Annotated in this window: 22 protein-coding genes; 21 read left to right on the top strand and 1 reads right to left on the bottom strand. The window is 37.2% G+C overall.

Annotated features, from left to right (window positions below):
• Positions 1-86: 86 nt before the first annotated feature.
• A complete protein-coding gene (locus tag LfDm3_RS00625; protein WP_082019939.1) occupies positions 87-620 on the bottom strand; it encodes an HAD family hydrolase in 534 nt (177 codons plus the stop codon).
• 371 nt (positions 621-991) lie between these two features.
• Between LfDm3_RS00625 and rpsB the strand changes: the two genes are divergently transcribed.
• From rpsB to dnaK, 21 genes are all read left to right on the top strand, one after another.
• Positions 992-1747, top strand: a complete 756-nt coding sequence (gene rpsB / locus LfDm3_RS00620) for a 30S ribosomal protein S2 (RefSeq protein WP_010021312.1) — start codon at positions 992-994, stop codon at positions 1745-1747.
• 81 nt (positions 1748-1828) lie between these two features.
• The gene (gene tsf, locus LfDm3_RS00615; protein WP_191978908.1) at positions 1829-2710 is read left to right on the top strand and encodes a translation elongation factor Ts; all 882 of its coding nucleotides are present in this window, start codon (positions 1829-1831) and stop codon (positions 2708-2710) included.
• 127 nt (positions 2711-2837) lie between these two features.
• The gene (gene pyrH / locus LfDm3_RS00610; protein ID WP_010021316.1) at positions 2838-3560 is read left to right on the top strand and encodes a UMP kinase; all 723 of its coding nucleotides are present in this window, start codon (positions 2838-2840) and stop codon (positions 3558-3560) included.
• 1 nt (position 3561) lies between these two features.
• The gene (gene frr / locus LfDm3_RS00605) at positions 3562-4125 is read left to right on the top strand and encodes a ribosome recycling factor (RefSeq protein WP_010021317.1); all 564 of its coding nucleotides are present in this window, start codon (positions 3562-3564) and stop codon (positions 4123-4125) included.
• 21 nt (positions 4126-4146) lie between these two features.
• Positions 4147-4566 (top strand): hypothetical protein, encoded by a 420-nt coding sequence (locus tag LfDm3_RS00600; RefSeq protein WP_039143044.1) that lies wholly within the window; start codon positions 4147-4149, stop codon positions 4564-4566.
• Between the two features lie 51 nt (positions 4567-4617).
• Positions 4618-5355, top strand: a complete 738-nt coding sequence (locus LfDm3_RS00595) for an isoprenyl transferase (protein WP_039143041.1) — start codon at positions 4618-4620, stop codon at positions 5353-5355.
• Between the two features lie 10 nt (positions 5356-5365).
• On the top strand, positions 5366-6154 hold the full coding sequence (locus LfDm3_RS00590) for a phosphatidate cytidylyltransferase (RefSeq protein WP_010021322.1): 789 nt from the start codon (positions 5366-5368) through the stop codon (positions 6152-6154).
• 24 nt (positions 6155-6178) lie between these two features.
• Positions 6179-7450, top strand: a complete 1272-nt coding sequence (rseP, locus tag LfDm3_RS00585; protein ID WP_039143066.1) for an RIP metalloprotease RseP — start codon at positions 6179-6181, stop codon at positions 7448-7450.
• Positions 7451-7472: 22 nt separating this feature from the next.
• Complete coding sequence (locus LfDm3_RS00580; protein ID WP_039143038.1) at positions 7473-9179, top strand: proline--tRNA ligase; 1707 nt, start codon at positions 7473-7475, stop codon at positions 9177-9179.
• 55 nt (positions 9180-9234) lie between these two features.
• On the top strand, positions 9235-13548 hold the full coding sequence (locus LfDm3_RS00575; protein ID WP_039143036.1) for a PolC-type DNA polymerase III: 4314 nt from the start codon (positions 9235-9237) through the stop codon (positions 13546-13548).
• Between the two features lie 117 nt (positions 13549-13665).
• Positions 13666-14139 (top strand): ribosome maturation factor RimP, encoded by a 474-nt coding sequence (gene rimP, locus LfDm3_RS00570; RefSeq protein WP_010021327.1) that lies wholly within the window; start codon positions 13666-13668, stop codon positions 14137-14139.
• Between the two features lie 13 nt (positions 14140-14152).
• Positions 14153-15262, top strand: coding sequence for a transcription termination factor NusA (gene nusA / locus LfDm3_RS00565; protein ID WP_010021329.1), 1110 nt, complete (start codon positions 14153-14155; stop codon positions 15260-15262).
• A 19-nt stretch (positions 15263-15281) separates the two neighbouring features.
• Entirely contained in the window at positions 15282-15584 is a 303-nt protein-coding gene (gene rnpM, locus LfDm3_RS00560; protein WP_039143032.1) for an RNase P modulator RnpM, read from the top strand.
• A complete protein-coding gene (locus LfDm3_RS00555; RefSeq protein WP_039143029.1) occupies positions 15571-15870 on the top strand; it encodes a L7Ae/L30e/S12e/Gadd45 family ribosomal protein in 300 nt (99 codons plus the stop codon). Before rnpM ends, LfDm3_RS00555 begins: the two co-directional genes overlap by 14 nt.
• 29 nt (positions 15871-15899) lie before the next feature.
• Positions 15900-18437 carry a translation initiation factor IF-2 gene (gene infB, locus LfDm3_RS00550; RefSeq protein ID WP_039143027.1) on the top strand — a complete coding sequence of 846 codons (2538 nt, stop codon included), beginning with the start codon at positions 15900-15902 and terminating at the stop codon, positions 18435-18437.
• A gap of 21 nt (positions 18438-18458) precedes the next feature.
• The gene (gene rbfA, locus LfDm3_RS00545) at positions 18459-18812 is read left to right on the top strand and encodes a 30S ribosome-binding factor RbfA (protein ID WP_010021335.1); all 354 of its coding nucleotides are present in this window, start codon (positions 18459-18461) and stop codon (positions 18810-18812) included.
• Between the two features lie 61 nt (positions 18813-18873).
• A complete protein-coding gene (gene truB, locus LfDm3_RS00540) occupies positions 18874-19785 on the top strand; it encodes a tRNA pseudouridine(55) synthase TruB (RefSeq protein WP_156112317.1) in 912 nt (303 codons plus the stop codon).
• A gap of 8 nt (positions 19786-19793) precedes the next feature.
• Positions 19794-20738, top strand: a complete 945-nt coding sequence (ribF, locus tag LfDm3_RS00535; protein WP_039143024.1) for a riboflavin biosynthesis protein RibF — start codon at positions 19794-19796, stop codon at positions 20736-20738.
• 90 nt (positions 20739-20828) lie between these two features.
• Positions 20829-21872, top strand: coding sequence for a heat-inducible transcriptional repressor HrcA (gene hrcA, locus LfDm3_RS00530; RefSeq protein WP_039143021.1), 1044 nt, complete (start codon positions 20829-20831; stop codon positions 21870-21872).
• Positions 21873-21886: 14 nt separating this feature from the next.
• Positions 21887-22450, top strand: coding sequence for a nucleotide exchange factor GrpE (gene grpE, locus LfDm3_RS00525; RefSeq protein ID WP_039143019.1), 564 nt, complete (start codon positions 21887-21889; stop codon positions 22448-22450).
• Positions 22451-22489: 39 nt separating this feature from the next.
• Complete coding sequence (gene dnaK, locus LfDm3_RS00520) at positions 22490-24361, top strand: molecular chaperone DnaK (RefSeq protein WP_010021341.1); 1872 nt, start codon at positions 22490-22492, stop codon at positions 24359-24361.
• Positions 24362-24449: the final 88 nt, after the last annotated feature.

Genomic DNA, 24449 nt, shown 5'->3' with positions numbered 1-24449 from the left:
TATCTCCGATTCAATATCGGAAACAAACCGCCTAGAAAAATTATATAATGTGTCCAACTTTATGGGTTCACATCAGTGCTCTTTTTTTATGATAAAGCTTTTAATAGATCACAAAGCTCACTTTGGGATGTGACCGTTTGGTCTGGTACAAAATTTGTTTCTGGAACTGACTTTTTGCGGTGATTAAACCAGAAGGCGTGCCATCCGGCTCGTTTGGCAGAGACAATGTCATTTGAGAAAGAGTCCCCAATATAAGCCACTTCGGATGGACGAACGTCCAGACGGTGATTCATAGCGGTAAAGATTTTAGGGTCGGGCTTTAACATGTGAGCTTCCTCTGAAGTAAGGACATAATTAGGATTGATGTAATTCTTTAAGCCTAGTAATTTTAATTTATTAGTGAGAAATTTAGTTGATCCGTTGGCAATAATTCCGATCTTTAAGTCTTGTGACATTGTCTGAATTGTCTTTAAGAGATCATCGTATGATGAAACTTTTTGAATACATTTAAGGTAATTAGCTTTAAAATGGTCAATCTCAAGTTTACTTGGATCAATATCGTTAACCCCATTTTTAAGGTGATGATAAACCATCTTATCTTGTTTGTATGCTCCCGACATAAGACTAAGGAACTTTGTACTTGAAACTTTTTAAATGAAAGTGCTGTATCAAAGGTGGGATGATTGGGGAAGGTTTGAAAGAATGCCTCCTCTGAAACCCGTTTTTGATCATATAATGTGTCGTCGACATCAAACACGACAGCTTTTATCATTTAAATTCCTCCTCAGATAATTAGAACTGTAACACATCTTTAATAATCTACGCAAGATTTGATTAAATCTAAAAATGTTATTGTTATTTAGCTTAATATTTTGTATACTAGATCACGGTGTTAATTACCAATACACACCTAGAAGGTTTTATAAGGTGGTGCTCTTTGAGTTCCTTGTATAATTCTAGGGAGGAAAAAACTTTTATATGGAGGCTAATTATGGCTGTAGTTACAATGAAACAATTACTTGAGGCTGGTGTTCATTTCGGTCACCAAACTCGTCGTTGGAATCCTAAGATGAAGAAATACATTTTTACTGAACGTAATGGTATTTATATCATCGACTTACAAAAGACGGTTAAGTGCATTGACCGTGCTTATAACTTCATGAAGGATGAAGCAGCAAATGATGCTGTAATTCTTTTTGTTGGTACTAAGAAGCAAGCCCAAGATTCAATTGAAGAAGAAGCAAAACGAGCTGGCGTTTATTACGTTAACCATCGTTGGTTAGGTGGAACCTTAACCAACTGGAACACCATCCAAAAGCGAATTAAGTACTTAAAGAAGCTTAAGAAAATGGCTCAAGATGGAACCTTCGAACGTTTGCCAAAGAAGGAAGTTGCTTTACTTAAGAAGCAAACTGACAAACTTGAAAGATTCTTAGGCGGAATTGAAGATATGCCTAAGATCCCAGATGTAATGTTCATCGTTGATCCCCATAAGGAACAAATTGCATTACACGAAGCCCAAAAGCTTAACATTCCAGTTGTAGCAATGGTAGATACTAATACTGATCCTGATGGAATTGATTATGTTATCCCATCAAATGATGATGCTATTCGTGCTATCAGATTGATTACTTCGACGATGGCAGATGCTATCATTGAAGGTAAGCAAGGCGAAGACGAAGTTAGTGAAAAAGACTTCGATAAAGATGCTGACCAAAAGGATGAAAAATCTGAAGAAACTAAATAGTTAAAGTGATAGGCTGACTTTTATTTAGACCCTTTTTCGGCCTAATTAAGTCAGTTTTTTATTAAAACAAAGGAGATCACAATTATGGCAAAAGTAACCGCTAAACAAGTTAAAGAGTTACGTGATAAGACTAGTGCTGGCATGATGGATGCTAAAAAAGCTTTGGTCCAAGCTGATGGTGACGAAAAGAAAGCCATGGACATTTTAAGAGAAAATGGAGTTGCTAAGGCTGAAAAGAAGAGTGGAAAAGTTGCTGCAAGTGGCTTAACTCGAGTTGCTATTCATGACAATAAAGCTGCGATTGTTGAAATTAATTCACAGACTGACTTCGTTGCCAGTAACGATGATTTTAAAGATTTAATTGATTCTGTGGCTGACGCAATTGCATTAAATCAACCTAAAGATCTTGATGAAGCAATGAAATTGAAGTTAAATGATGGAACTGTCGAAGATGCCATCATTAACACCACTCAGATTACGGGTGAGAAGATTAAATTGCGTCGTTTTAAAACCTTTAACAAAAATGATGATGATAACTTTGGCTTCTACCTTCATAATGGGGGAGAAATTGGCGCCTTAGTTGAACTTGAAGGTGCAGACGACAATACCGCTAAAGATGTTGCAATGCACGTTGCCGCTGAAAATCCTGAATTCATGACTCAGGATGAAATCCCTTCAGATCGTCTAGATCATGAACGTGAAGTTTTGAAGAAAGAAGCTTTAAGCGAAGGTAAACCAGAAAAGATCGTTGAAAAAATGGTTGATGGTCGTTTGAAGAAGTTCTTAGCTCAAATTAGTTTGGCTGATCAACCCTTTGTAAAAGATCCTGACATGTCTGTTCAACAATATGTTGAATCAAATAATGGCAAATTAAAGGGCTTTGTTAGATACGAAGTTGGTGAAGGTATTGAACAAGATACCCAAAGCTTTGCTGATGAAGTTAAACAACAAATGAATCAATAATTAAAACGTAAAAAGTCAGTGTGTTTAGCACTGGCTTTTTTGTTATGGGTAGCTTTGCTACACTGTTGTTATGCTTTAATATATGCTAGAATTATCGTAGTTAATTTATAATGTTGGAGGAAGTCTGATGTCAGATTTAAAATACAAACGTATCGTTTTGAAGTTAAGCGGTGAAGCTCTTGCAGGAGATAAAGGATTTGGAATTAATCCTCCTGTTATCAAGACGATTGCTGAAGAAATCAGAGACGTCTATAATTTAGGAATTCAGATCGCTATCGTCGTTGGTGGTGGAAACATGTGGCGTGGTGAAGCTGGAGAAGAAATGGGTATGGAGAGATCTCAAGCAGATTATATTGGGATGCTTTCTACGATTATGAACGGGTTAGCTTTGCAAGATAACCTAGAGTCGGTGGAAGTTCCAACCCGGCTTCAGACTTCAATTGAAATGAAACAAATTGCTGAACCTTATATTCGACGTAAAGCTGTTCGTCACTTAGAAAAGGGAAGAATCGTTATTTTTGCGGGTGGAACTGGTAATCCGTATTTCTCAACTGATACAACGGCAGTTCTTCGAGCAGCAGAAATTAATGCTGATGCAATTCTAATGGCCAAAAATGGTGTTGATGGAATTTATTCAGCTGATCCTAAGACTGATCCTAACGCCAAGAAGTATGATCATTTAACACAAATGGATATTATCAATAAGGGTCTTCATGTAATGGACACTACCGCTAGCTCACTCTCAATGGATAACAATATTCCACTGGTAGTATTCAACTTAAATAAACCCGGAAATATTAAAAAGGTTGTTCAAGGTGAAAAAATTGGAACAATCGTGGAAGGAAAGTAATATGCCTAGTTCTAAAGAAATTATCAACACAACTCAATCAAAGATGAAAAAAGCTGAGGAAGCACTTCAACGCGAACTTGGAAATATTCGAGCTGGAGGCGCTAATGCTAGCTTACTCAGTCCAGTAAAGGTTAATTATTATGGAGCATCGACGCCATTAAACCAAGTAGCTTCAATCTCAATTCCAGAACCACGAGTTATCTTGGTTACTCCTTATGACAAGAGTTCTTTAAAGGATATTGAACATGGCATCTTGGAGGCCGATCTTGGTATTAATCCAATGAACGATGGCGATAATATCCGTATTGTTATCCCACAATTAACTGAAGATCGTCGTAAAGAACTTGCTAAAAAAGTTAAAGCAACCGGTGAGGACGGTAAAGTTGCCGTTCGAAACGTACGTCGTGATGGCATGGATGCCGCTAAGCGTGGCAATAAAGATGGTGACTTTACCGATGACGAGTCGCACGATTTAGAAGATCGGATTCAAAAAATCACTGACAAATCAATTTCTGAAGTGGAGAACATCGTTTCGAAAAAAGAGGATGAAATCCTTAACGGCTAATAAAAAAAGGGAGCTTTTCTAATGGCTGATGAAAATAAGAACGAAAACGAAAAAGAAGTAACACCCGGAACACCAGAATTTGATCACATGGCATTTCGTTTAAAGCAGGCAGTTAATGAGGAAAATTTGCGTGCTTTAGACTATGATGGTAATCAACTACAGAAGATTCAAGACAACGTTTATGTGATGCCTGCATACATTGATAAGAACTTTAACCTGTTTTTTGTGGTTTCACCATTGATTGAAAATGATTGGATTATTGCCTTTTCAAAGGCAACGATTGAGAATGGAAATGAAATTACAGATCTTTCGGAACCGATTCCAACTGGTGAAGGTTTAAATCAGTTAGGTGAACATAGCCCTGAGGACGCCAACAAAATCTTAAAGTATTTTAATACTTTGGTTGATGCAGGTCGGGGCGAATGGAAATTAGTAAAGTAAAGGATGAGGAATCTCTCATCCTTTATTTATGTCAAATATTGAGGTGCTTAAATGACTAACGAACTGGATAACGCAAACATTCCTAATCATGTTGCAATCATTATGGATGGAAACGGCCGCTGGGCAAAAAAGAGGCACTTACCTAGAATTGCTGGCCACAAACGTGGAATGGAAGTTGTAAAGGACATTACTACTGAAGCAAGTAATCTTGGAGTAAGGGTATTAACGCTATACGCATTTTCGACAGAAAATTGGAAACGGCCAGAAAAAGAAGTTCGATACCTAATGAGCTTGCCAGCTAAGTTTTTTGATGATTTTGTTCCTAGTCTCATCAAAAATAACGTTAGAGTGGCAACTATTGGTGATATTTCTGGTCTTCCTGAGCAAACGCAAAAAGCAGTTTATGATGCCATCAATGATACGAAAGAATGTACTGGGATGATCTTAAATTTTGCTTTGAACTATGGTAGTCGAGACGAGATTGTACATGGAATTAAAGAAATTGCCGAAAAAGTAAAGAATGGTACCATGAACATTAATGATATTTCAGATAAAACGGTTTCAGATCATTTGATGACTTCTTTTTTGGGAGAAAATGCTGACCCAGATTTATTGATTCGAACCAGTGGCGAAGAGCGTGTTTCTAACTTCTTGTTGTGGCAAATTGCTTATAGTGAATTAGAGTTTGTTGATCAGTATTGGCCTGATTTTACTCCTGAGAATTTTAAAAATACAATTATACAATTTCAACAGCGTCACCGTCGTTTTGGTGGACTAGACGCAAAATAGGAGACTTATTATGAAACAAAGAATTATCACGGCTATCATTGCTTTGATTATTTTTATACCCATTATTGTTGCTGGAGGAATTTGGATTGACTTAGCAGCAATTGTGCTAGGTCTAATTGCTTTAGCAGAAATTTTTATCATGAAAAAAAGGCTTTTAGTGTCACCTGAAACATTGATCGCGTTTATTGCTGTAATTGCTATGATTATTCCGACAAGTTGGTTATCGTTTTTGCCCTTGTGGATTAAACCTCCATTCGCAATTTATATCTTAATCATGCTGCTGATGCTATTTACCGTCTTTTCAAAAAATAAGTTTAACTTTGATGATGCTGGAGTTTTCACTTTAGCGATTTTGTACATTGGATTTGGTTTTCATTACTTCATTGAAGCTCGAATGGATGGACTAGTAACTCTGCTATACGCTTTGTTCATTGTTTGGTTAACTGATTCTGGGGCCTACTTTTTTGGTAGGGCCTTTGGCAAGCATAAGTTAGCGCCCCATATCTCACCTAATAAGACATGGGAAGGTTCGATTGGTGGAACCGCATTGGCAGCTATCTTATGTACGCTTTTTGTATACTTTTTCCCAATTGATGGAATTGGAACGGTTAGTATGTTTTTCATTACCATCGTTCTATCGATCTTCGGTCAATTTGGTGATTTAGTGGAATCAGCTTTAAAACGTTACTATGGCGTTAAAGATTCTGGTAAGATTTTACCAGGCCATGGTGGCATCTTGGATCGTTTTGATAGTTTATTGTTTGTTTTACCATTACTACATTTATTTGGAATTGTGTAATATCTGGAAAGGATTGTGTCTTTTTTGTTAATTACAATTATTAGCTTCATAATCATTTTTGGAATATTAGTTTTTGTTCATGAATTCGGTCATTTTATCGTCGCTAAGATGTCTGGAATTATGGTACGAGAATTTTCAATTGGCATGGGTCCCAAATTATTTTATTATCGTCATAATCATACGACTTATACATTACGTTTGTTACCAATCGGTGGTTACGTTCGAATGGCAGGAAGTAGTGATGACGAAGATGAAGAAATTCAACCTGGAACCCCAGTCCGCCTTCAGACAAATGACCAGGGTGTTGTTACTAGGATTGATTTAAGCAATAAAAGTCAGTTATTTCAGGGAATTCCCCTCGATGTTTCTGGTTCAGATCTTGAAAGAGGATTATGGATTGAGGGATATGAAAATGGAGATGATTCTGAAAAAAAGCGTTTTTCTGTTGATCACGACGCTACTATTATTGAGAAGGATGGGATTGAGGTACAGATTGCACCCATTGATGTGCAATTTCAATCTGCTCCGTTGTACAAACGACTTTTAGTAAATTGCGCGGGAATTTTTAATAACGTGGTGTTAGCTATTGTTGCCTTTATGTTGCTTTCTTTTATGCAAGGTGGAGTTCCTAATAATTCTAACAAGGTTAATCTTTCACCACAGGTCTCGATTGCTAAAAAAGCTGGAGTTCAGAATAATAGTAATATTTTAGCAGTGGATGGTCATAAGACGAATACGTGGAACGATGTTGGAACCATGATTCAGAAGCGTCCTGATAAAAAGGTGACATTAACCGTTAAGCATGATGGAAAGATTAAGAATATTTCAATGACCACCAAATCCCAAACCGTTCAAAAACAGAAAATTGGAGTAATTGGGATTGAACAGGCGATGGATACCAGTTTTTCTGCTAAATTGTTTTCTGGATTTACTCGAACTTGGAATATGACCACCGAATTAGGTGGGGTACTGGGTTCGATGTTTACACACTTCTCGTTAAATGATCTAGGAGGTCCAGTTGCGATCTTTGCTGAGACGTCCAGTGCTTCGAAAGCTGGTTTTCTTGGATTATTAAGTTTCTTAGCTTTTCTATCAATTAACTTAGCTATTGTAAATGTTTTGCCAATTCCCGCATTAGATGGTGGTAAAATATTACTTAACATTGTGGAAGCGATTAGAAGAAAACCTGTTTCAGAAAAAACGGAAACTATTATTACGCTCATTGGTTTTGCCATTATAGTGGTATTGATGGTACTAGTAACTTGGAATGACATTGAGCGATACTTTATTCGATAAAACATTAGGGGTTATAAATAAAATGAAACAATCAAAATTATTGATACCAACTTTAAAACAAGATCCAGCCGGAGCCGAAGCGCTTAGTCATAAAATGCTGGTTAGAGCGGGATTTGTTAGACAGGTGTCAGCTGGGATGTATGCCTACCTACCACTCGCTTATCGAGTGCTTGAGAACATCAAAAAAGTTGTGCGAGAAGAGTTGGCCAAGACTGACGCGGCTGAAATGTTAATGCCAGCAGTTATTCCGGCTCAGCTTTGGAAAGACTCTGGAAGATATGATACTTATGGTCCAGAATTATTTAAGTTTAAGAATCGTCACGACACCGATTTTATTTTAGGTCCTACTCATGAAGAAACTTTTACTGATTTAATTAAAAACAATATTAAATCATACAAAAAATTGCCATTAATCCTATACCAAATTCAACCAAAGTATCGGGATGAAGATCGACCAAGATATGGACTATTAAGAAGTCGAGAGTTTATTATGCTTGATGCTTATTCATTTTCTGAGAACAATGATGATTTGGATAAAGTTTATAAGCAAATGGAATCAGCCTTCCAAAAGATATTTGATCGAATTGGATTAAATTACCGCACCATCATTGGTGATGCTGGTTCAATGGGTGGTTCTGATTCAAAAGAATTCTCTGCGCCTGCTGCAGTTGGGGAAGATACCATCGTGTACTCTGATGATAGTGATTATGCAGCTAACCTAGAGATGGCTACCAATATGTTTGTTGATCAGAAGGGTCACGCTGACTTAAAAGATCTTGAACTAGTGGATACGCCTGATGTAACTAACATTAATCAAGTTAGTAAATTCTTTGATATTGAAAAGAATCAAATTATTAAAAGTTTACTTTATATTGTTGATGATAAGCCTGTCATGATTTTAATTCGTGGTGATCAGAAGATTAATCCAACTAAGGTGAAAAATTACTTTAATGCTGATTCAGTTGAATTGGCTAGTCCAAGTGAAGTGCAAGATTCATTAAACGTGAAACCAGGATCTGTTGGACCCATTAAAGTTCCTGATGACATTCCCGTTTATGCTGATCAGTACGTTAAGGGAATTAGTAATGCTGTTACCGGTGCTAATGAAAACGGGAAACACTATAAGAACGTTAACTATGATCGTGATTATCAGGTAAAAGACTTTGGTGATTTTCACTTGGTTAAAGAAGGAGACATTTCCCCAGATGGGAGTGGAGTTCTGAAATTTACCAAGGGGATCGAAATTGGCCATATCTTTAAATTAGGAACCAGATATTCAAAGACACTGGGAGCCGATATCCTTGATAAGAATGGAAGAAGTATCCCAGTTGTCATGGGCTCCTATGGAATTGGAATTAGTCGCCTGTTATCAGCGGTTTCTGAACAACAAGCTGATCAAAATGGATTGGTTTGGCCAAAAGAAATTGCTCCTTATGACGTTCACATCATCCCAACAAACGTTGAAAATGATGAACAGTTAGAGATGACTACTGCAATTGAAAAAGAGCTTGAGTCCAAGGGACTGTCCGTTTTAGTTGACGATCGAAAAGAACGAGCCGGAGTCAAATTTGCTGATTCTGATCTGATTGGGATTCCAATTCGTGTCACAATTGGTAAAAAAGCCGATGAAGGAATTGTAGAAGTGAAGATTCGAAAAACCGGCGAAACGATTGAAACTAAACAAGATGACCTCAACAATACAATTGATATTTTGTCGAAAGAGATTTAAATTAAAGACCAGGTTATAACTGGTCTTTTTTAAACTAACGAAAGAGAGGGTCAAAGTGAGTTTAAATAAAAAAGAATTATTCAGTAAGCTACTTCAGCAAATTAAGCTATCGGATTCAGCTGATCAACCTTACTTTAAGAACGCAGAAATTGACAAAATTGATGTTCATCAGAAGTCTAATCGGTGGCACTTTTATCTTGAACTACCTGAAATTATGCCATATGAAAAATTCGTTGAGTTTGTTCATCACATGGACATTGCTTTTGATGGCATTGCTATGGTTGATTTTGAGATTAAAACGAGGGATAACAGTTTTGATAACCGGAAGCTTGGCGATTATTGGCAATGGGTCGTAAATAATGCTGGAATTACGTCTAATTTAACTCATGAATTGTGCAATAATAATTTACCAAAGCTAATTGATGATCGTGTGACATTTCTAGCAGACAATGAAATCGTAAAAGATTTTTTGGATGGAAAAGCTTTAGGTCCCATTGAAGCTACTTATCAAAAAATTGGTTTTCCTAAATTTTCAATTCATACCATGGTTGACGCTACTTCTTCTCAAGCAAAGATTGATGATTTAAAGAAAAAGAAGCAACAACGTGACGTTGAGTTAGCTCAAAAGGCCATGAAAGCCATGCAAACTTCATCAAATAAGGGTACTAAAAGTAATAAGCATTCGAAATTGATTGGTAAAAAGATTAAGGATGATGTTGACGTTACTAAGATGGTCGACATAACTGAAGAAGAACGTTCTGCTGTGGTCAGTGGTTATGTTTTTAATAAAGAGATTCGATCATTACGTTCTGGTCGTCAATTAATGATTTTGAAAGTTACTGATTATTCGTCTTCTATTGTAGTAAAGAAGTTTTCCAAAAATGATGATGAGGAACAGGAATTTGCCGCACTAGATGAGGGGGATTGGGTTAAAGTTCGTGGCAGTATCCAAGAGGACAACTATTCTCATGAGTTAACGCTCAATGCTTATGACATTAATCCAATCAAGCATGAAGAAAAAGAAGACACTGCGCCGAAAGATAAGAAACGGGTCGAACTTCATCTCCATTCCAACATGAGTCAAATGGATGCTACTAATTCGGTTAGTGATTATGTTAGTCGTGCAAAGAAGTGGGGTCATCCGGCAATCGCAATTACTGATCATGATGATGTACAAGCCTTTCCGGATGCTTATCATGCGGCAAGTGATAATGACATAAAAATGATTTACGGAATGGAAGCAAACGTCGTTGATGATGGTGAGCCCATTGCTTATAACGATAAACATACAGCATTAAAAGATGCTACATACGTTGTATTTGACGTTGAAACGACGGGATTGTCAGCTATTTATGATAAGGTCATTGAACTTTCAGCCGTAAAAATGCAAAACAATAACGTAATTGATCAATTTGAAGAATTCATTGACCCAGGGTTTCCATTATCGGAACAGACGACTAATTTAACTTCGATTACGAATGATATGGTAGCTGGATCAAAATCTGAAGAAGAAGTATTTAAATTGTTTCGAGAGTTTTATGGTGATGCAATTATCGTTGGCCATAACGTAACCTTTGATGTTGGTTTTATGAATACTGGATATGAACGTCATGGAATGGATAAGATTAGTAATCCGATTATTGATACGTTGACGTTGGCAAGGTTTTTATATCCTAACTTTAAAAGTTATCGTTTAAACACATTAGCGAAAAAGTTTGATGTTTCACTTGAGCACCATCACCGAGCTATTTACGATGCTGAATCTACGGGACATTTAAATTATTTGTTCCTAAAGGAAGCAGAAGATAAGTACAACATTCAGTACCATGATCAGCTTAATGATCACATGGAAGAACATGATGCTTATAAACATGCCCGTCCTTTTCATGCCGTTATTCTTGCGCAAACGCAGGCTGGATTGAAAAATTTATTTAAATTAGTTTCAATTGCTCATGTTGATTATTACTATCGGGTTCCCCGAATTCCACGAAGTCAGCTCAAAAAATTTCGTGAGGGATTGCTCATTGGATCAGCATGTTCAAGCGGAGAAGTTTTTACCGCGATGATGCAAAAGGGAAAACAGGAAGCCTTAAACAAAGCTAAATTTTATGATTATCTTGAAGTTCAACCCCAAGCTGCTTATCAGCCGCTGATCGATCAGGGGTTAATTAGTGATCGTGGGAAACTGCAAGAGATCATTAAGAATATGTATGAAATTGCTCATGAGTTGGATATTCCATTAGTCGCAACTGGTGATGCTCACTATTTAGACCCTCATGATTATATTTATCGGAAAATTTTGATTCATTCGCAGGGTGGGGCCAATCCACTTAACAGACAAGAATTACCTGATTTACACTTTCGAACTACCGATGAAATGTTAAAAGATTTTAACTTCTTAGGTGAAGATCAGGCTGAAGAAATTGTAGTGGACAACACTAATAAGATTGCTGATAAAATTGATGATGTGAAACCACTTAAAGATAAGTTGTATACACCAAGAATGGAAGGTGCGGAGGACGAAATTCGACAAAGAACGTTAGATACCGCGCATCGTTTGTATGGTGATCCCCTTCCAGATATTGTACAGAAACGACTCGATAGAGAACTAAAAAGTATTATTGGAAATGGGTTCTCTGTTATTTATTTAATTGCCCAACGATTGGTATCGAAAAGTAATAAGGATGGATACTTGGTTGGATCACGGGGTTCAGTTGGTTCTAGTTTAGTTGCTACCATGTCTGGAATCACTGAAGTAAATCCCTTACCACCTCACTATCGTTGCCCTAATTGTCAGTATTCCCAGTTTTTTACCAAGGGTGAATATAGTTCTGGCTTTGACCTTCCACACAAAAAGTGTCCTAAATGTGGGGCGGTGATGATAGGAGACGGTCATAACATTCCGTTTGAAACCTTCTTAGGATTTAAGGGAAATAAAGTTCCTGATATTGATTTAAATTTCTCTGGAGACTATCAACCAATTGCCCATAATTACACTAAGGTTCTTTTCGGTGAGAAAAATGTTTATCGTGCGGGAACGATTGGAACCGTTGCTGATAAGACGGCTTATGGTTATGTAAAGGCCTATGAACGTGACACTGGAAAGCGATTTAGAAATGCAGAAATTGATCGGCTTTCAAAGGGAGCCACGGGAGTTAAAAGAACAACTGGTCAACATCCAGCGGGGATTATTGTTGTTCCCGATTATATGGATATTTACGATTTTACGCCCATCCAGTATCCTGCTGAAGATCAGAATGCTGCTTGGAAAACAACCCATTTTGATTTCCATTCCATTCATGACAATATTTTAAAAATTGATATTTTAGGACATGATGATCCCACTATGATCAGAATGCTACAAGATTTATCTGGGGTTGATCCAACGACCATCCCAATGGATGATCCAGGAGTGATGTCGTTGTTTGCCAGTCCTAAGATTCTGGGAGTAACTCCTGAACAGGTATTTTCTAAAACCGGGACTTTAGGGATTCCTGAATTTGGGACTCGTTTTGTTCGTGGAATGTTAGAAGAAACTAAGCCTAGCAATTTCTCTGAATTACTCCAGATTTCTGGTTTGTCCCACGGGACTGATGTTTGGCTAGGAAACGCAGAAGAGTTGATTAAAGATGGAACGGCTACGATTGCGAACGTTATTGGATGTCGTGATAATATTATGACTGATTTGATCAACTGGGGGTTAGATTCAGAGACTTCATTTCAGGTCATGGAACAGGTCCGTCACGGTCGTGGAATTAAAGACGAGTGGCAAGATAAAATGACGGATGTTGGAGTTCCACAGTGGTACATTGATTCATGTCTAAAAATTAAGTACATGTTTCCTCGGGCTCACGCTGCTGCGTACGTTTTGATGGCCCTGCGAGTTGCTTACTTTAAAGTTTACTTTCCACTTGTTTATTATGCTGCTTACTTTTCTGTTCGGGCTGATGATTTTGACATTGTTGCCATGAGTCATGGAAAAGAAGCAGTAAAATCAAGTATTAAAGAGATTAATAATAAAGGAACCGATGCTTCTACCAAGGAAAAGAATCTTCTTACCGTTTTAGAGATTGCTAATGAAATGTTAGAGCGCGGTTTCGAATTTGAAATGGTTGACATTAATCGCTCTGACGCTTCTGAGTGGCTAATTGATGGCAATAAGCTGATTGCACCATTTAGAGCGGTTCCGGGCTTGGGATTGAACGTTGCAAAGCAAATTGTTGCTGCTAGAGAAGATAAACCGTTTATTTCAAAGGAAGATCTTGCTAAACGTGGTAAGGTATCTAAAACAATCATTGAATTTATGACGCAAAATGGAGTCTTAAACGATTTACCGGATGAAAATCAGCTTAGTTTGTTTGATCTCTAGGGCTTCGTTGATATTGTTTGATGTGTATGGTATAGTAATAATAGTAATTATAAACTCTTCTGATGAGTGAGCAGGAATGCTCGCTCTTTTTATTGGTATTTTTTAGGAGGTAAGTATTTGAGCGAAGTTATTGATAGAGTTTCTAAAACCGTCCAACCGATTTTAGATGACAACAATTTTTACCTTTATGACATTGAGTACGTTCAAGAAGGTGGAAGCTGGTATTTGCGAGTTTATATTGATAAAGACCAAGGGGTTAGCTTGGATGACTGTGTTTTAGTCAGTGATCAACTTAGTGAAAAACTTGATGAACTGGATCCAGATCCATTTGATGAACCATACTTTTTGGAAGTGTCTTCACCAGGTGCTGAGCGACCATTAAAACGAGAGTCTGATTATCAAAATGCAATCGGAAAATACATCCATGTTTCTTTGTACCAGAAGTTGGATGGAAAAAAAGCGTTTGAAGGTACACTTGAAAGTTTGGATGATGATCAACTAACGTTATCGGTTAAAGATAAAACGCGAGTTCATCAATTAGAAATTCCAAGAAAATTAATTTCAAAAGCCAGATTAGCAATTGAATTTTAGTTAGGAGATTAAAATGAGTAAAGAACTGGTAAGTGCACTTGATCAACTTGAAAAAGAGAAGGGTGTCAAAAAAGAAGTTGTGATTGACGCTTTGGAAGCAGCCTTGTCATCAGCGTACAAACGTAATTTTGATCAGGCCCAAAACGTTGAAGTTAACTTTGACGAAAAAACCGGTAGTATTCATGTTTATGCGGTCAAAAAAGTGGTTGATAAAGTAGAAGACCAGCGTTTAGAAGTTAGTCTTGAAGAAGCTTTAACCATCAATAAAGGGTATGAATTGGGTGACGAAATCAAGTTCGAGGTAACGCCAAAGAACTTTGGTAGAATTGCAGCTCAAACCGCTAAACAGGTCATTACCCAAAGAGTTCGAGAAGCCGAACGTGAAACGGTTTACGATAAGTACAGTAAGTACCAAGATGAACTTGTTACCGCTGAAGTTGAACGTCAAGATAGTCGCTTTGTTTATATGAATCTTGGTCAAGTAGAAGCCGTTATGGCAAAGAATGATCAGATGCCCAATGAAACTTATCGCCCACAGGATAAGCTAAAGGTGTACGTTACTAACGTTGAAAATTCATCAAAGGGACCACAGATCTTTGTTAGTCGGACTGCACCAGGAATGTTGAAACGTTTATTTGAACAAGAAGTTCCAGAAATTTATGATGGAACGGTTGAGATTGTTTCCATTGCACGTGAAGCTGGCGATCGCGCTAAGGTTGCGGTTCGTTCTAATAGTACTGACATTGATCCAGTGGGAACTAGTGTTGGTCCAAGAGGAACGAGAGTTCAAACCATCGTGAATGAATTAGGTGGAGAAAATATGGATATCGTTCAATGGGATGAAAATCCTGCTGACTATATTGCAAATGCTCTAAACCCAGCTGATGTTGTCGATGTGATCTTTAAAGATGGTGATGATCGTTCATGCACTGTTGTCGTTCCTGATGATCAGTTATCACTTGCCATTGGTAAACGTGGTCAAAATGCTCGTTTAGCTGCTAGATTAACGGGATATAAGATTGACATTAAATCTGAATCTGAAATGAATGGCAATGATGAGGATGACAGTGATGAAAATGATTCTGATGATTCTATCTCTAATGAGGAAGAAAATGAAGAATAGTTTTTGAGGAGGTACTGGTATGAGAAAAAGAAAGGTACCAATGCGAAAAGACGTTGTATCTGGTGAGATGGCTCCTAAACGACAATTAGTGAGAATTGTTCGTGATAAAGAAGGAAATGTTTCAGTTGATCCAACTGGTAAGCAATCTGGTCGGGGAGCATACGTTAAGATTGACGTTGAGACCGCTAAAAAGGCTAAACAAGATAAAATTCTTGATCAAGTTTTTGAAGTGACGTTAACGGATGATTTTTATGATAAACTCATTGATTATGTAGACCATAAACAGGCTCGGCAGGAACTAATTGATAATGACAAATTATAATAAAGTCTTAAACTTATTGGGAATTGCCAGACGAGCTGGTAAAATAATATCAGGTGAAGGAATTGTTTTAAACGCAATTAAAAATAGAAAAGTAAACTATTTATTTATTGCGTCAGATTGTGGTGCAAGCACTAAAAAGAAATTCTTAGATAAAAGTAAATTCTATGAAGTTCCAGTTAATACTGGTATGCTTAAAGATGATCTTAGTGACGCGATTGGAATGAAACGATCAATCGTAGCAATTGAAGATAAGGGATTTTCGAAAAAATTTAAAGAATTAAAATAATAAAAATATAAGTAAAGGAGTGTGATTATATGGCCAAAAAAAGAATTTATGAATTAGCCAAAGAGCTTAATGTACCTAGCAAACGTGTGATTGATACAGCCAAGTCAAACGGTTTTACGGTTAAAAACCATATGTCATCGCTTGATTCAAATCAGGAGAAGACCGTACGAGGTGCGCTCAGAAATAATCCAAAGGCTACAAATGGAAGCGTACACACACACGCTCCATCCAAAAAGCCTGTTGACTCCCACAATAGTAATAATGGACATGGCACTTCTAATGGTAGAAATAATCATAATAACAATTCTAATAGAAATGATCATGCTAATGGTCAACATCAAACCAACCGTTCGGATCATAAAGTGGTAAATCAACACTCAAATAATGGGCATAGTAACAATAACCATACCCAACGTCCTGAGAATGCTCATAATAACGGTGGTCATAGTAATACGCAACATCGTAATCAGAACTCTAATAATCACTTTAATCACAGTAATAACCATCCAACTAATCAGCATTCACACAATAATGCTAATGGTCAAAGTACTACCCGTCCTAATAATAATCATCATGCTAATACTCCTGGTAGTAATAACGGAACAAATAAGAAGCCAGTTAATAACACCTCTAAGCCACATAATAATGGAGGTGGAAAATTCGGCGGAAGTTTAAACCGTAATAAGAACAAAAAGGGTAAGAAGCGGAACAAGCGTCGTGATAGTCGTTACAATATGTATTCTAAGAATCAAAGGATTCGTCAGAATCATAAGAAGAACGCTGCTCCAACACGTAAGAGCCGTCCATTACCTAAGGTCTTAGTTTACCAAGATGGCATGAATGCTCAAGATCTTGGTAAGTTATTGCATAGAGAACCAGCAGAAATTGTTAAAAAATTATTTATGTTGGGAATGATGGTTAATCAAAATCAATCACTAGATAAAGATGCCATCGAATTGTTAGCTACTGATTATGGAATTGAAGCTAAAGAAAAAGAAAATGTCAATGTTTCAGATATTGATAAATTCTTTAATGAAGAAGAACACAATACTGATTATCAGGAGTCTCGTCCTCCAGTAGTTACTATCATGGGTCATGTTGATCATGGTAAGACTACTTTACTTGATTACTTAAGGCATTCTCATATTACTGCTGGTGAAGCAGGTGGAATTACTCAAGCAATTGGTGCTTACCAATTGAAGCATGGTGATCAAACCATTACCTTCTTGGATACCCCAGGGCATGCGGCCTTTACGGCAATGCGAGCTCGTGGTGCTGATATCACGGATGTTACCGTCTTGGTAGTTGCCGCAGACGATGGAGTAATGCCACAGACTGTTGAAGCCATTGATCACGCTAAGGCAGCTGGTACTCCAATCATTGTTGCTGTAAACAAGATTGATAAACCCAATGCTAATCCACAACATGTTAAAGAGCATTTAATGAACTATGGGTTAGTACCCGAAGACTTTGGTGGAGATACCATCTTTGTTGATATTTCTGCTAAGAATGGAACTAACGTTGATGAATTATTGAATATGATTTTGCTTCAATCTGAAGTGCTTGAACTTAAAGCTAATCCTAAACAAAATGGTGCAGGATCAGTTGTTGAAGCACGTCTAGATAAAGGAAAAGGTCCAGTTGCTACGCTCTTGGTCCAACAGGGAACTTTACACGTTGGTGATCCAATCGTTGTTGGAGATACTTTCGGACGAGTACGAACTATGACCAATGAAAATGGCAAAGATATTAAAGATGCTAAGCCATCGACTCCCGTTGAAATTACTGGATTAAATGATGTTCCAGAAGCCGGAGATCGATTCATTGTCTTTAATAACGAAAAAACGGCTCGTGCAGCTGGTGAAGAACGTGCCAAAGAAAGCCAAATTGAAGAACGAAAGCAAAATAATCGGGTTACATTGGATAATTTGTTTGATTCAATGAAGCAAGAAGACATGAAACAGGTTAATGTGATTATTAAAGCTGATGTGCAAGGGTCAGTTGAAGCATTAGCTGGCAGTTTAAAGAAAATTGATGTAGAAGGCGTTAAGGTCAACGTTATTCATGCCTCAGTTGGTGCCGTTAATGAAAGTGATGTTGCTCTTGCAGAAGCAAGTAATGCAATTATCATTGGCTTTAACGTTCGTCCTACTCCACAGGCTAAGACTCAAGCTGAAACCGACAAAGTAGATATTCGTCTTTATCAGGTTATTTATAACGCCATTGATGATGTCGAGGCTGCTATGAAGGGTATGTTAGATCCAACTTATGAAGAAGAAGTTACTGGAAATATTGAAGTAAGACAAATTTACAAAGCTTCTAAGGTCGGGACCATCGCTGGTGGAATGGTGCTTGATGGATACGTTCGAAGTGACAGCAAAGTTCGTTTGATTAGAGATAATGTGGTCATCTATGATGGTGAACTTGGCAGTTTGAAGCGTTTTAAAGATGATGTTAAAGAAGTCAAACAAGGCTTTGAATGTGGTTTGACAATTGAAAACTACAACGACATTAAAGTCGGAGATAAAGTTGAAGCATACCACATGAAAGAAGTGCAGCCTAAGTAAGAGCCGTAAGGAGTGATTATAATGGCGCAATATCGTGTAGGAAGACTACAGCAAGAGATTCAAAAAGAAGTCGACGACATTTTGCTCAAACGAGTTCGTGATCCACGGGTTCAAGGTGTTACGATCACTGGTGTTGAAGTGACTGGTGATCTACAACAAGCTACGATTTACTACAGTAGTTTGTCTGACAATAAAGCTGATCAAGAAAAAGTTCAAAAAGGATTGGATAAAGCTACTGGACTAATTCGAGGAGAACTTGGTCACCGTTTAAGTATCTATGTAACACCTGAGATTCATTTTGAACGTGATGGATCAATCCAATATGGAAGTAAAATTGATCGATTAATTGATAATTTAAATAAAAAAGATAAATAAAAAATGACTGGGAATGTTAATTTCCAGTCTTTTTTGCGTAGATAGGATTGGAGTGAAGATATTGATTACTGGGATTGTTCCGTTATATAAACCACGGGGAATGACAAGTTTTGATTGTGTAAGTAAGATTCGTCACATTATCGGACAAAAACGAGTCGGACACAGTGGAACACTTGATCCTAATGTTGATGGGGTCCTTCCCATCTGTTTAGGACATGCTACTAAAGTAGTTGATTATCTTATGCAATCTGGAAAAGTTTATCAGGGGACCATCACACTTGGTTTCTCGACCACTACTGAGGATTTAGATGGCGAAATTGTTAATTCAAATTTTGATTTCATGCCAATTCCTGATGCAAAGATTGACCAAACCTTAAATTCGTTTTTGGGTCAATCCATTCAAATTCCACCCATGTTTTCTGCTGTGAAGGTTAATGGAAAGAGACTGTATGAGTATGCACGAGCGGGGGAACAAGTTGAACGTCCGAAACGTCAGATTGAGGTTAAGCAGTTTGTTCGTCTGAATAGTAGTTCATATGATAATACAAGTCGGACGCAAACTTTTTCCTTTGAAGTCCGATGTGGTAAGGGAACGTACATCAGGACGCTTGCAACTGATTTGGGACGTAAACTAGGAGTTCCAGCTGTAATGTCAAAGTTGACACGAATCCAAAGTGGTGGATTTAACCTTGCTGATACAGTTACGTTTGATGATCTCGATCATGCGGTGAATGCTCATAAACTTGATAAGATTATTTTTCCTATTTCTTACGCTTTAAAAGGTTTTAAAACCATCATCCTTACTGATGAACAATGGAATCGTGTTAAACATGGCGGCTTTTTGAGTATTGATGAAGTAGCTTGCGAAGATGAGATGATAGTTTTAAAGTATAGTAATATTGATCGGGCTTTATATTATAAAAATGAACAAGAAAATAATTATAAACCCAAAAAAATGTTTGATTTAGATTAGAGGAAATTATGAAAGTCGACTATTTATCATATCCACTCGGTGAAAGAAACGAAAAGGAATCCCAGGTGATTGCAATGGGATTCTTTGATGGCGTCCATCTGGGTCATCAAAAAGTGATTAATAAAGCCAAAAAAATTGCAATGCAAAAGAAACTCCCCCTAGCAGTTTTAACGTATGATCATCATCCTTCATTGGTATATAAGAAATTGGATGGGAATGCTAAACGGTATCTCACCCCACTTGATCGAAAGCTGCAATTGTTTAATCAATTGGGCGTGGATAATGTTTATGTCGTAAATTATAATTTTGCATTTCAAGACCAGCAGCCGCAAGAATTTGTGGATAATTATCTCGTTGGTTTGAAGGCTGATACGGTTGTTGCGGGATTTGATCATACTTATGGAAAAAAAGATGCCGGGATGACCGAGCTTCCTGGATATGCTAATGGGAGATTCGATGTTATAAGTGTTGGTGCAGATGAACTAGATGACCAAAAGGTTAGTTCGACTCGCATTCGACGTAATCTTGATCAAGGACACATCCAAACGGTTAATCGGCTGTTAGGTTATGGGTTTGAAAATGATGGAGTAGTAGTTCATGGATTGGCTCGTGGACGTGAATTAGGATTTCCAACTGCAAATATTGAGTATTCAGATAAGCAACGTTTACCTAAATTAGGAGTATACGTAGTAGAAATTAAAGTCAATGATATTTGGTATAAGGCCATGGCTTCTATCGGTAAAAATGCAACCTTTGGGGACAATAATCCCGTTACTCTAGAGATTAATATCCTTGATTTTGATCAGAATATTTATGGGAATCGGGTTAAAGTTAGATGGTTGTCAAAGATGCGAGATGAAGTTAAGTATCAGGGTCCTAAACCACTGATTGATCAGTTAAAAATTGATGAAAATAATACTCGTTTGTATTTTAAGGAGCGTAAAAACCAGTAGTCTTATTTCTTGACGTTCTTGTGTACCTTTGGTAAGGTATAAATGTACGTTAGCACTTGATAATAAAGAGTGCTAAAAGAGGTGATAAGAATGCTCACTGAGAGACAAAATATGATTCTAAAGTACATTGTTGATGATTATACTGACAACGGTGTTCCAATCGGATCGAAGCGATTAGCGAGTCAACTCCCGATGAATGTTAGTTCTGCTACCATTCGAAATGAGATGGCTGTGTTGAGTGGCCAAAATCTGATTCAAAAGGTTCATACTTCGTCCGGAAGAGTTCCTTCAAATGAAGGATATCGATATTATATTGATAATTTGGTTGCTCCCGTACTAGTTGATAATGAAGAGAAAAGTTTAATTCATAATGCTTTGGGCGGAACTTTTCAGCAAATTGATGATATTGTAAAACAATCTGCTGATATTTTATCTAGTCTAACCGATTATACGGCGATGACATTAAGCCCTGAGCAGACTAATACAGAGACTTTACGACATTTTCAACTGATTAAATTATCTGATCATCAAGTAATGGCTATCATTGTCATGAATGATGGACAAGTTGAAAGTCAACCATTTATAACGAATGATCACATTGATGAGGATAAGTTAGTTCAAGCAACTAACTTAGTTAATGACAAACTTTCAGGTAAATCTATTCCCGAAGTTTTGAATGAACTTAAAACTACAATTCCTGAGGAAATTAGAGATTATTTAACTTCTTCTGAAAATTTTGTCAGTGCATTCGAATACGTCATTAATAAATCGCTTAAAGACCATTTCTTTGTTAGTGGAAGAATGAATTTGTTAGACACAATGGACGATAAGAAAGACATCAAGAATATGAAGCCACTTTATTCAATGTTCGGCGATAATTCGAACATGGCTCAGATTTTGGATAATGATGCTAAACCCATTTCTGTTATGATTGGTTCCGAGCTACGAAATGATTTATTGAAGAATTATAGTATTATCTCCGGAACTTATGATGTTGGTGTTCATGGCATGGGAAGAATTGCTGTGATTGGACCGACCCGGATGGCTTATCCAAAAGTTTTAGGACTAGTTGATGCGTTTAAAGATGAACTTCAAAAGCGGATTAACGGATACTATAATAATTATGATAAATAAGAAGGAGGTTCAAAATGGCGAGCGATAAAGAAAAACAAAATAAAGATATTAAAGATGAATCGAAAAATGTTGACGAGTCAAGCGAACCAAAGAAAGATGTAGAAACGGATGAAAAAGATGATTCCGCAAAAAAGATTGATGAATTAAAACAAAAATTAGATTCAGTTCAAGATAAGTACTTGAGAGCTGAAGCAGAGATTCAAAACATTCAAAATCGAAACAAAAAGGAACGCGCTGATATAGTTAAATACGGTGCACAAGATTTTGCAAAAGATGTTGTTCCTGTTATGGATGACCTAAAAAGGGCGCTTAACGTTGACGTTTCTGACGAAAACGGTAAGCAATTAAAAAAGGGAATCGAAATGGTACAGCAACACCTCGAAAAAGCTCTGAAGGATAATGATATTTCTGAAATTAATGCTGATGGAGTGGAGTTTGATCCAAGTCAGCATCAAGCTGTTCAGACGGTATCCCCAAGTGATGAACATCCAAAGGGCACCGTGGTATCCGTTCTTCAAAGTGGATATAAAATTGCTGATCGAATTCTAAGACCAGCAATGGTGGTAGTCGCACAGTAATTAAATTGTTATTAAATATATAAAAAGAAGGTTTTAGGTATGGCAAGTAATAAAGTTATTGGTATTGATTTAGGAACTACTAATTCAGCTGCAGCTGTTATGGAGGGTAATGAACCAAAAATCATTACTAATCCAGAAGGATCAAGAACCACTCCTTCAGTAGTTGCTTTTAAAAACGGTGATATCCAAGTTGGTGAAGTTGCCAAGCGTCAAGAAATTACTAACCCAGATACGGTTGTATCAATCAAGAGTCACATGGGTGAACAGGGTTACAAAGTTAAGGCAAATGGTAAAGAATATACCCCACAACAAATCTCAGCAATGATTCTGCAATACATTAAGGGTTATGCTGAAGATTACATTGGCGACACTGTTAGTCAAGCAGTTATTACTGTTCCTGCTTACTTTAATGATGCTCAACGTCAAGCTACCAAAGATGCCGGTAAAATTGCCGGACTTGATGTTAAAAGAATTATTAATGAACCTACTGCAGCTTCACTTGCATATGGTTTAGATAAAAAAGACAAAGATGAAAAAATCTTAGTTTATGATTTAGGTGGAGGTACTTTTGATGTTTCTGTCCTTGAATTAGGGGATGGAGTCTTCCAAGTTCTTTCAACTAATGGTGATACCCACTTAGGTGGAGATGATTTCGATAAGAGAATCATGGACTGGTTGATTGATAACTTCAAGAAAGAAAACGGAGTTGATCTTTCAAAGGATAAGATGGCTTTGCAACGTTTGAAAGATGCTGCTGAAAAAGCTAAGAAGGACTTATCTGGTGTAACTCAAACTGAAATTTCACTTCCATTTATTTCTTCTGGTGAAAATGGTCCACTTCATTTACAAACAACTCTTACTCGAGCAAAGTTTAATGAATTAACTTCTGACTTAGTTGAAAAAACAAAAGCTCCTCTTGACAATGCTTTAAAGGATGCTGGACTTTCAGCAAGTGACATTGACCAAGTTATTCTTAATGGTGGTTCAACTAGAATTCCAGCTGTTCAAGAAGAAGTTCAAAAATGGACTGGTAAGGAACCTAGCCATTCAATTAACCCTGATGAAGCTGTTGCCCTAGGTGCAGCTATTCAAGGTGGAGTTATTACTGGTGATGTTAAGGATGTCGTTTTGCTTGATGTTACTCCATTGTCATTAGGCATTGAAACCATGGGTGGTGTATTTACTAAGTTAATCGATAGAAATACTACAATCCCAACTTCAAAGTCACAAACATTCTCAACTGCCGCTGATAATCAAACTGCTGTTGACATTCATGTTTTACAAGGTGAACGTCCAATGGCTGCTGATGATAAGTCACTAGGTCGTTTCCAATTAACTGATATTCCTGCTGCACCAAGAGGTGTTCCACAAATTGAAGTTACCTTTGATATTGATAAAAACGGAATTGTTAATGTTTCCGCTAAGGATAAGGGAACTGGTAAACAACAAAAAATTACCATCAAAGATTCCAATGGTCTTTCAGACGATGAAATCGATAAGATGATGAAAGAAGCTGAAGCCAACGAAGATGCTGATAAGGAAAAGAAGAGCAAAGTCGATTTGAATAATGAAGTTGACCAATTGATCTTCCAGACTGATAAAACATTGAAGGATGTTAAAGGTAAGGTTTCAGATGATGAAATTAAGGCAGCTCAAGATGCTGAAGACGAACTCAAAAAAGCCAAAGAAGATGGCGATACTGATGCAATGAAGACTAAGAAAGATGCTTTGAACGAAAAAGTTCAAGCTTTAGCAGTCAAATTGTATCAACAAAACCAAGGCCAAGCTGGTCAAGGACAACAAGGTGGAAATGACGCTAATGGTGGATCATCAGATAAAGGAAATGGAAATGATGATGGCGACACTGTTAACGGCGATTACCATGAAGTTCATGACGATGACAAAAAGTAGTTTTGGCGATTGGCGTTGTTAAAATTGACGAAAGCTAAAGTCGGTTTGGTAGGCTTTGGCTTTTTGTTGTATTATTTGAGTTTGGAGG

It is taken from the genome of Fructilactobacillus fructivorans (assembly GCF_000814735.1).
Classification (GTDB): domain Bacteria; phylum Bacillota; class Bacilli; order Lactobacillales; family Lactobacillaceae; genus Fructilactobacillus; species Fructilactobacillus fructivorans.
The sequence above is the reverse complement of the archived record's forward strand: the minus strand, read 5'-3'. Positions and strand labels throughout refer to the sequence as shown.

Coding starts and splice junctions, on each gene's coding strand:
- LfDm3_RS00595 (WP_039143041.1), top strand. CDS start 4,618: ATGACTAACGAACTGGATAACGCAAACATTCCTAATCATGTTGCAATC.
- grpE (WP_039143019.1), top strand. CDS start 21,887: ATGGCGAGCGATAAAGAAAAACAAAATAAAGATATTAAAGATGAATCG.
- pyrH (WP_010021316.1), top strand. CDS start 2,838: ATGTCAGATTTAAAATACAAACGTATCGTTTTGAAGTTAAGCGGTGAA.
- LfDm3_RS00625 (WP_082019939.1), bottom strand. CDS start 620: ATGTCGGGAGCATACAAACAAGATAAGATGGTTTATCATCACCTTAAA.
- LfDm3_RS00600 (WP_039143044.1), top strand. CDS start 4,147: ATGGCTGATGAAAATAAGAACGAAAACGAAAAAGAAGTAACACCCGGA.
- rpsB (WP_010021312.1), top strand. CDS start 992: ATGGCTGTAGTTACAATGAAACAATTACTTGAGGCTGGTGTTCATTTC.
- LfDm3_RS00580 (WP_039143038.1), top strand. CDS start 7,473: ATGAAACAATCAAAATTATTGATACCAACTTTAAAACAAGATCCAGCC.
- rnpM (WP_039143032.1), top strand. CDS start 15,282: ATGAGAAAAAGAAAGGTACCAATGCGAAAAGACGTTGTATCTGGTGAG.
- nusA (WP_010021329.1), top strand. CDS start 14,153: ATGAGTAAAGAACTGGTAAGTGCACTTGATCAACTTGAAAAAGAGAAG.
- ribF (WP_039143024.1), top strand. CDS start 19,794: ATGAAAGTCGACTATTTATCATATCCACTCGGTGAAAGAAACGAAAAG.
- rbfA (WP_010021335.1), top strand. CDS start 18,459: ATGGCGCAATATCGTGTAGGAAGACTACAGCAAGAGATTCAAAAAGAA.
- hrcA (WP_039143021.1), top strand. CDS start 20,829: ATGCTCACTGAGAGACAAAATATGATTCTAAAGTACATTGTTGATGAT.
- dnaK (WP_010021341.1), top strand. CDS start 22,490: ATGGCAAGTAATAAAGTTATTGGTATTGATTTAGGAACTACTAATTCA.
- LfDm3_RS00555 (WP_039143029.1), top strand. CDS start 15,571: ATGACAAATTATAATAAAGTCTTAAACTTATTGGGAATTGCCAGACGA.
- LfDm3_RS00590 (WP_010021322.1), top strand. CDS start 5,366: ATGAAACAAAGAATTATCACGGCTATCATTGCTTTGATTATTTTTATA.
- infB (WP_039143027.1), top strand. CDS start 15,900: ATGGCCAAAAAAAGAATTTATGAATTAGCCAAAGAGCTTAATGTACCT.
- frr (WP_010021317.1), top strand. CDS start 3,562: ATGCCTAGTTCTAAAGAAATTATCAACACAACTCAATCAAAGATGAAA.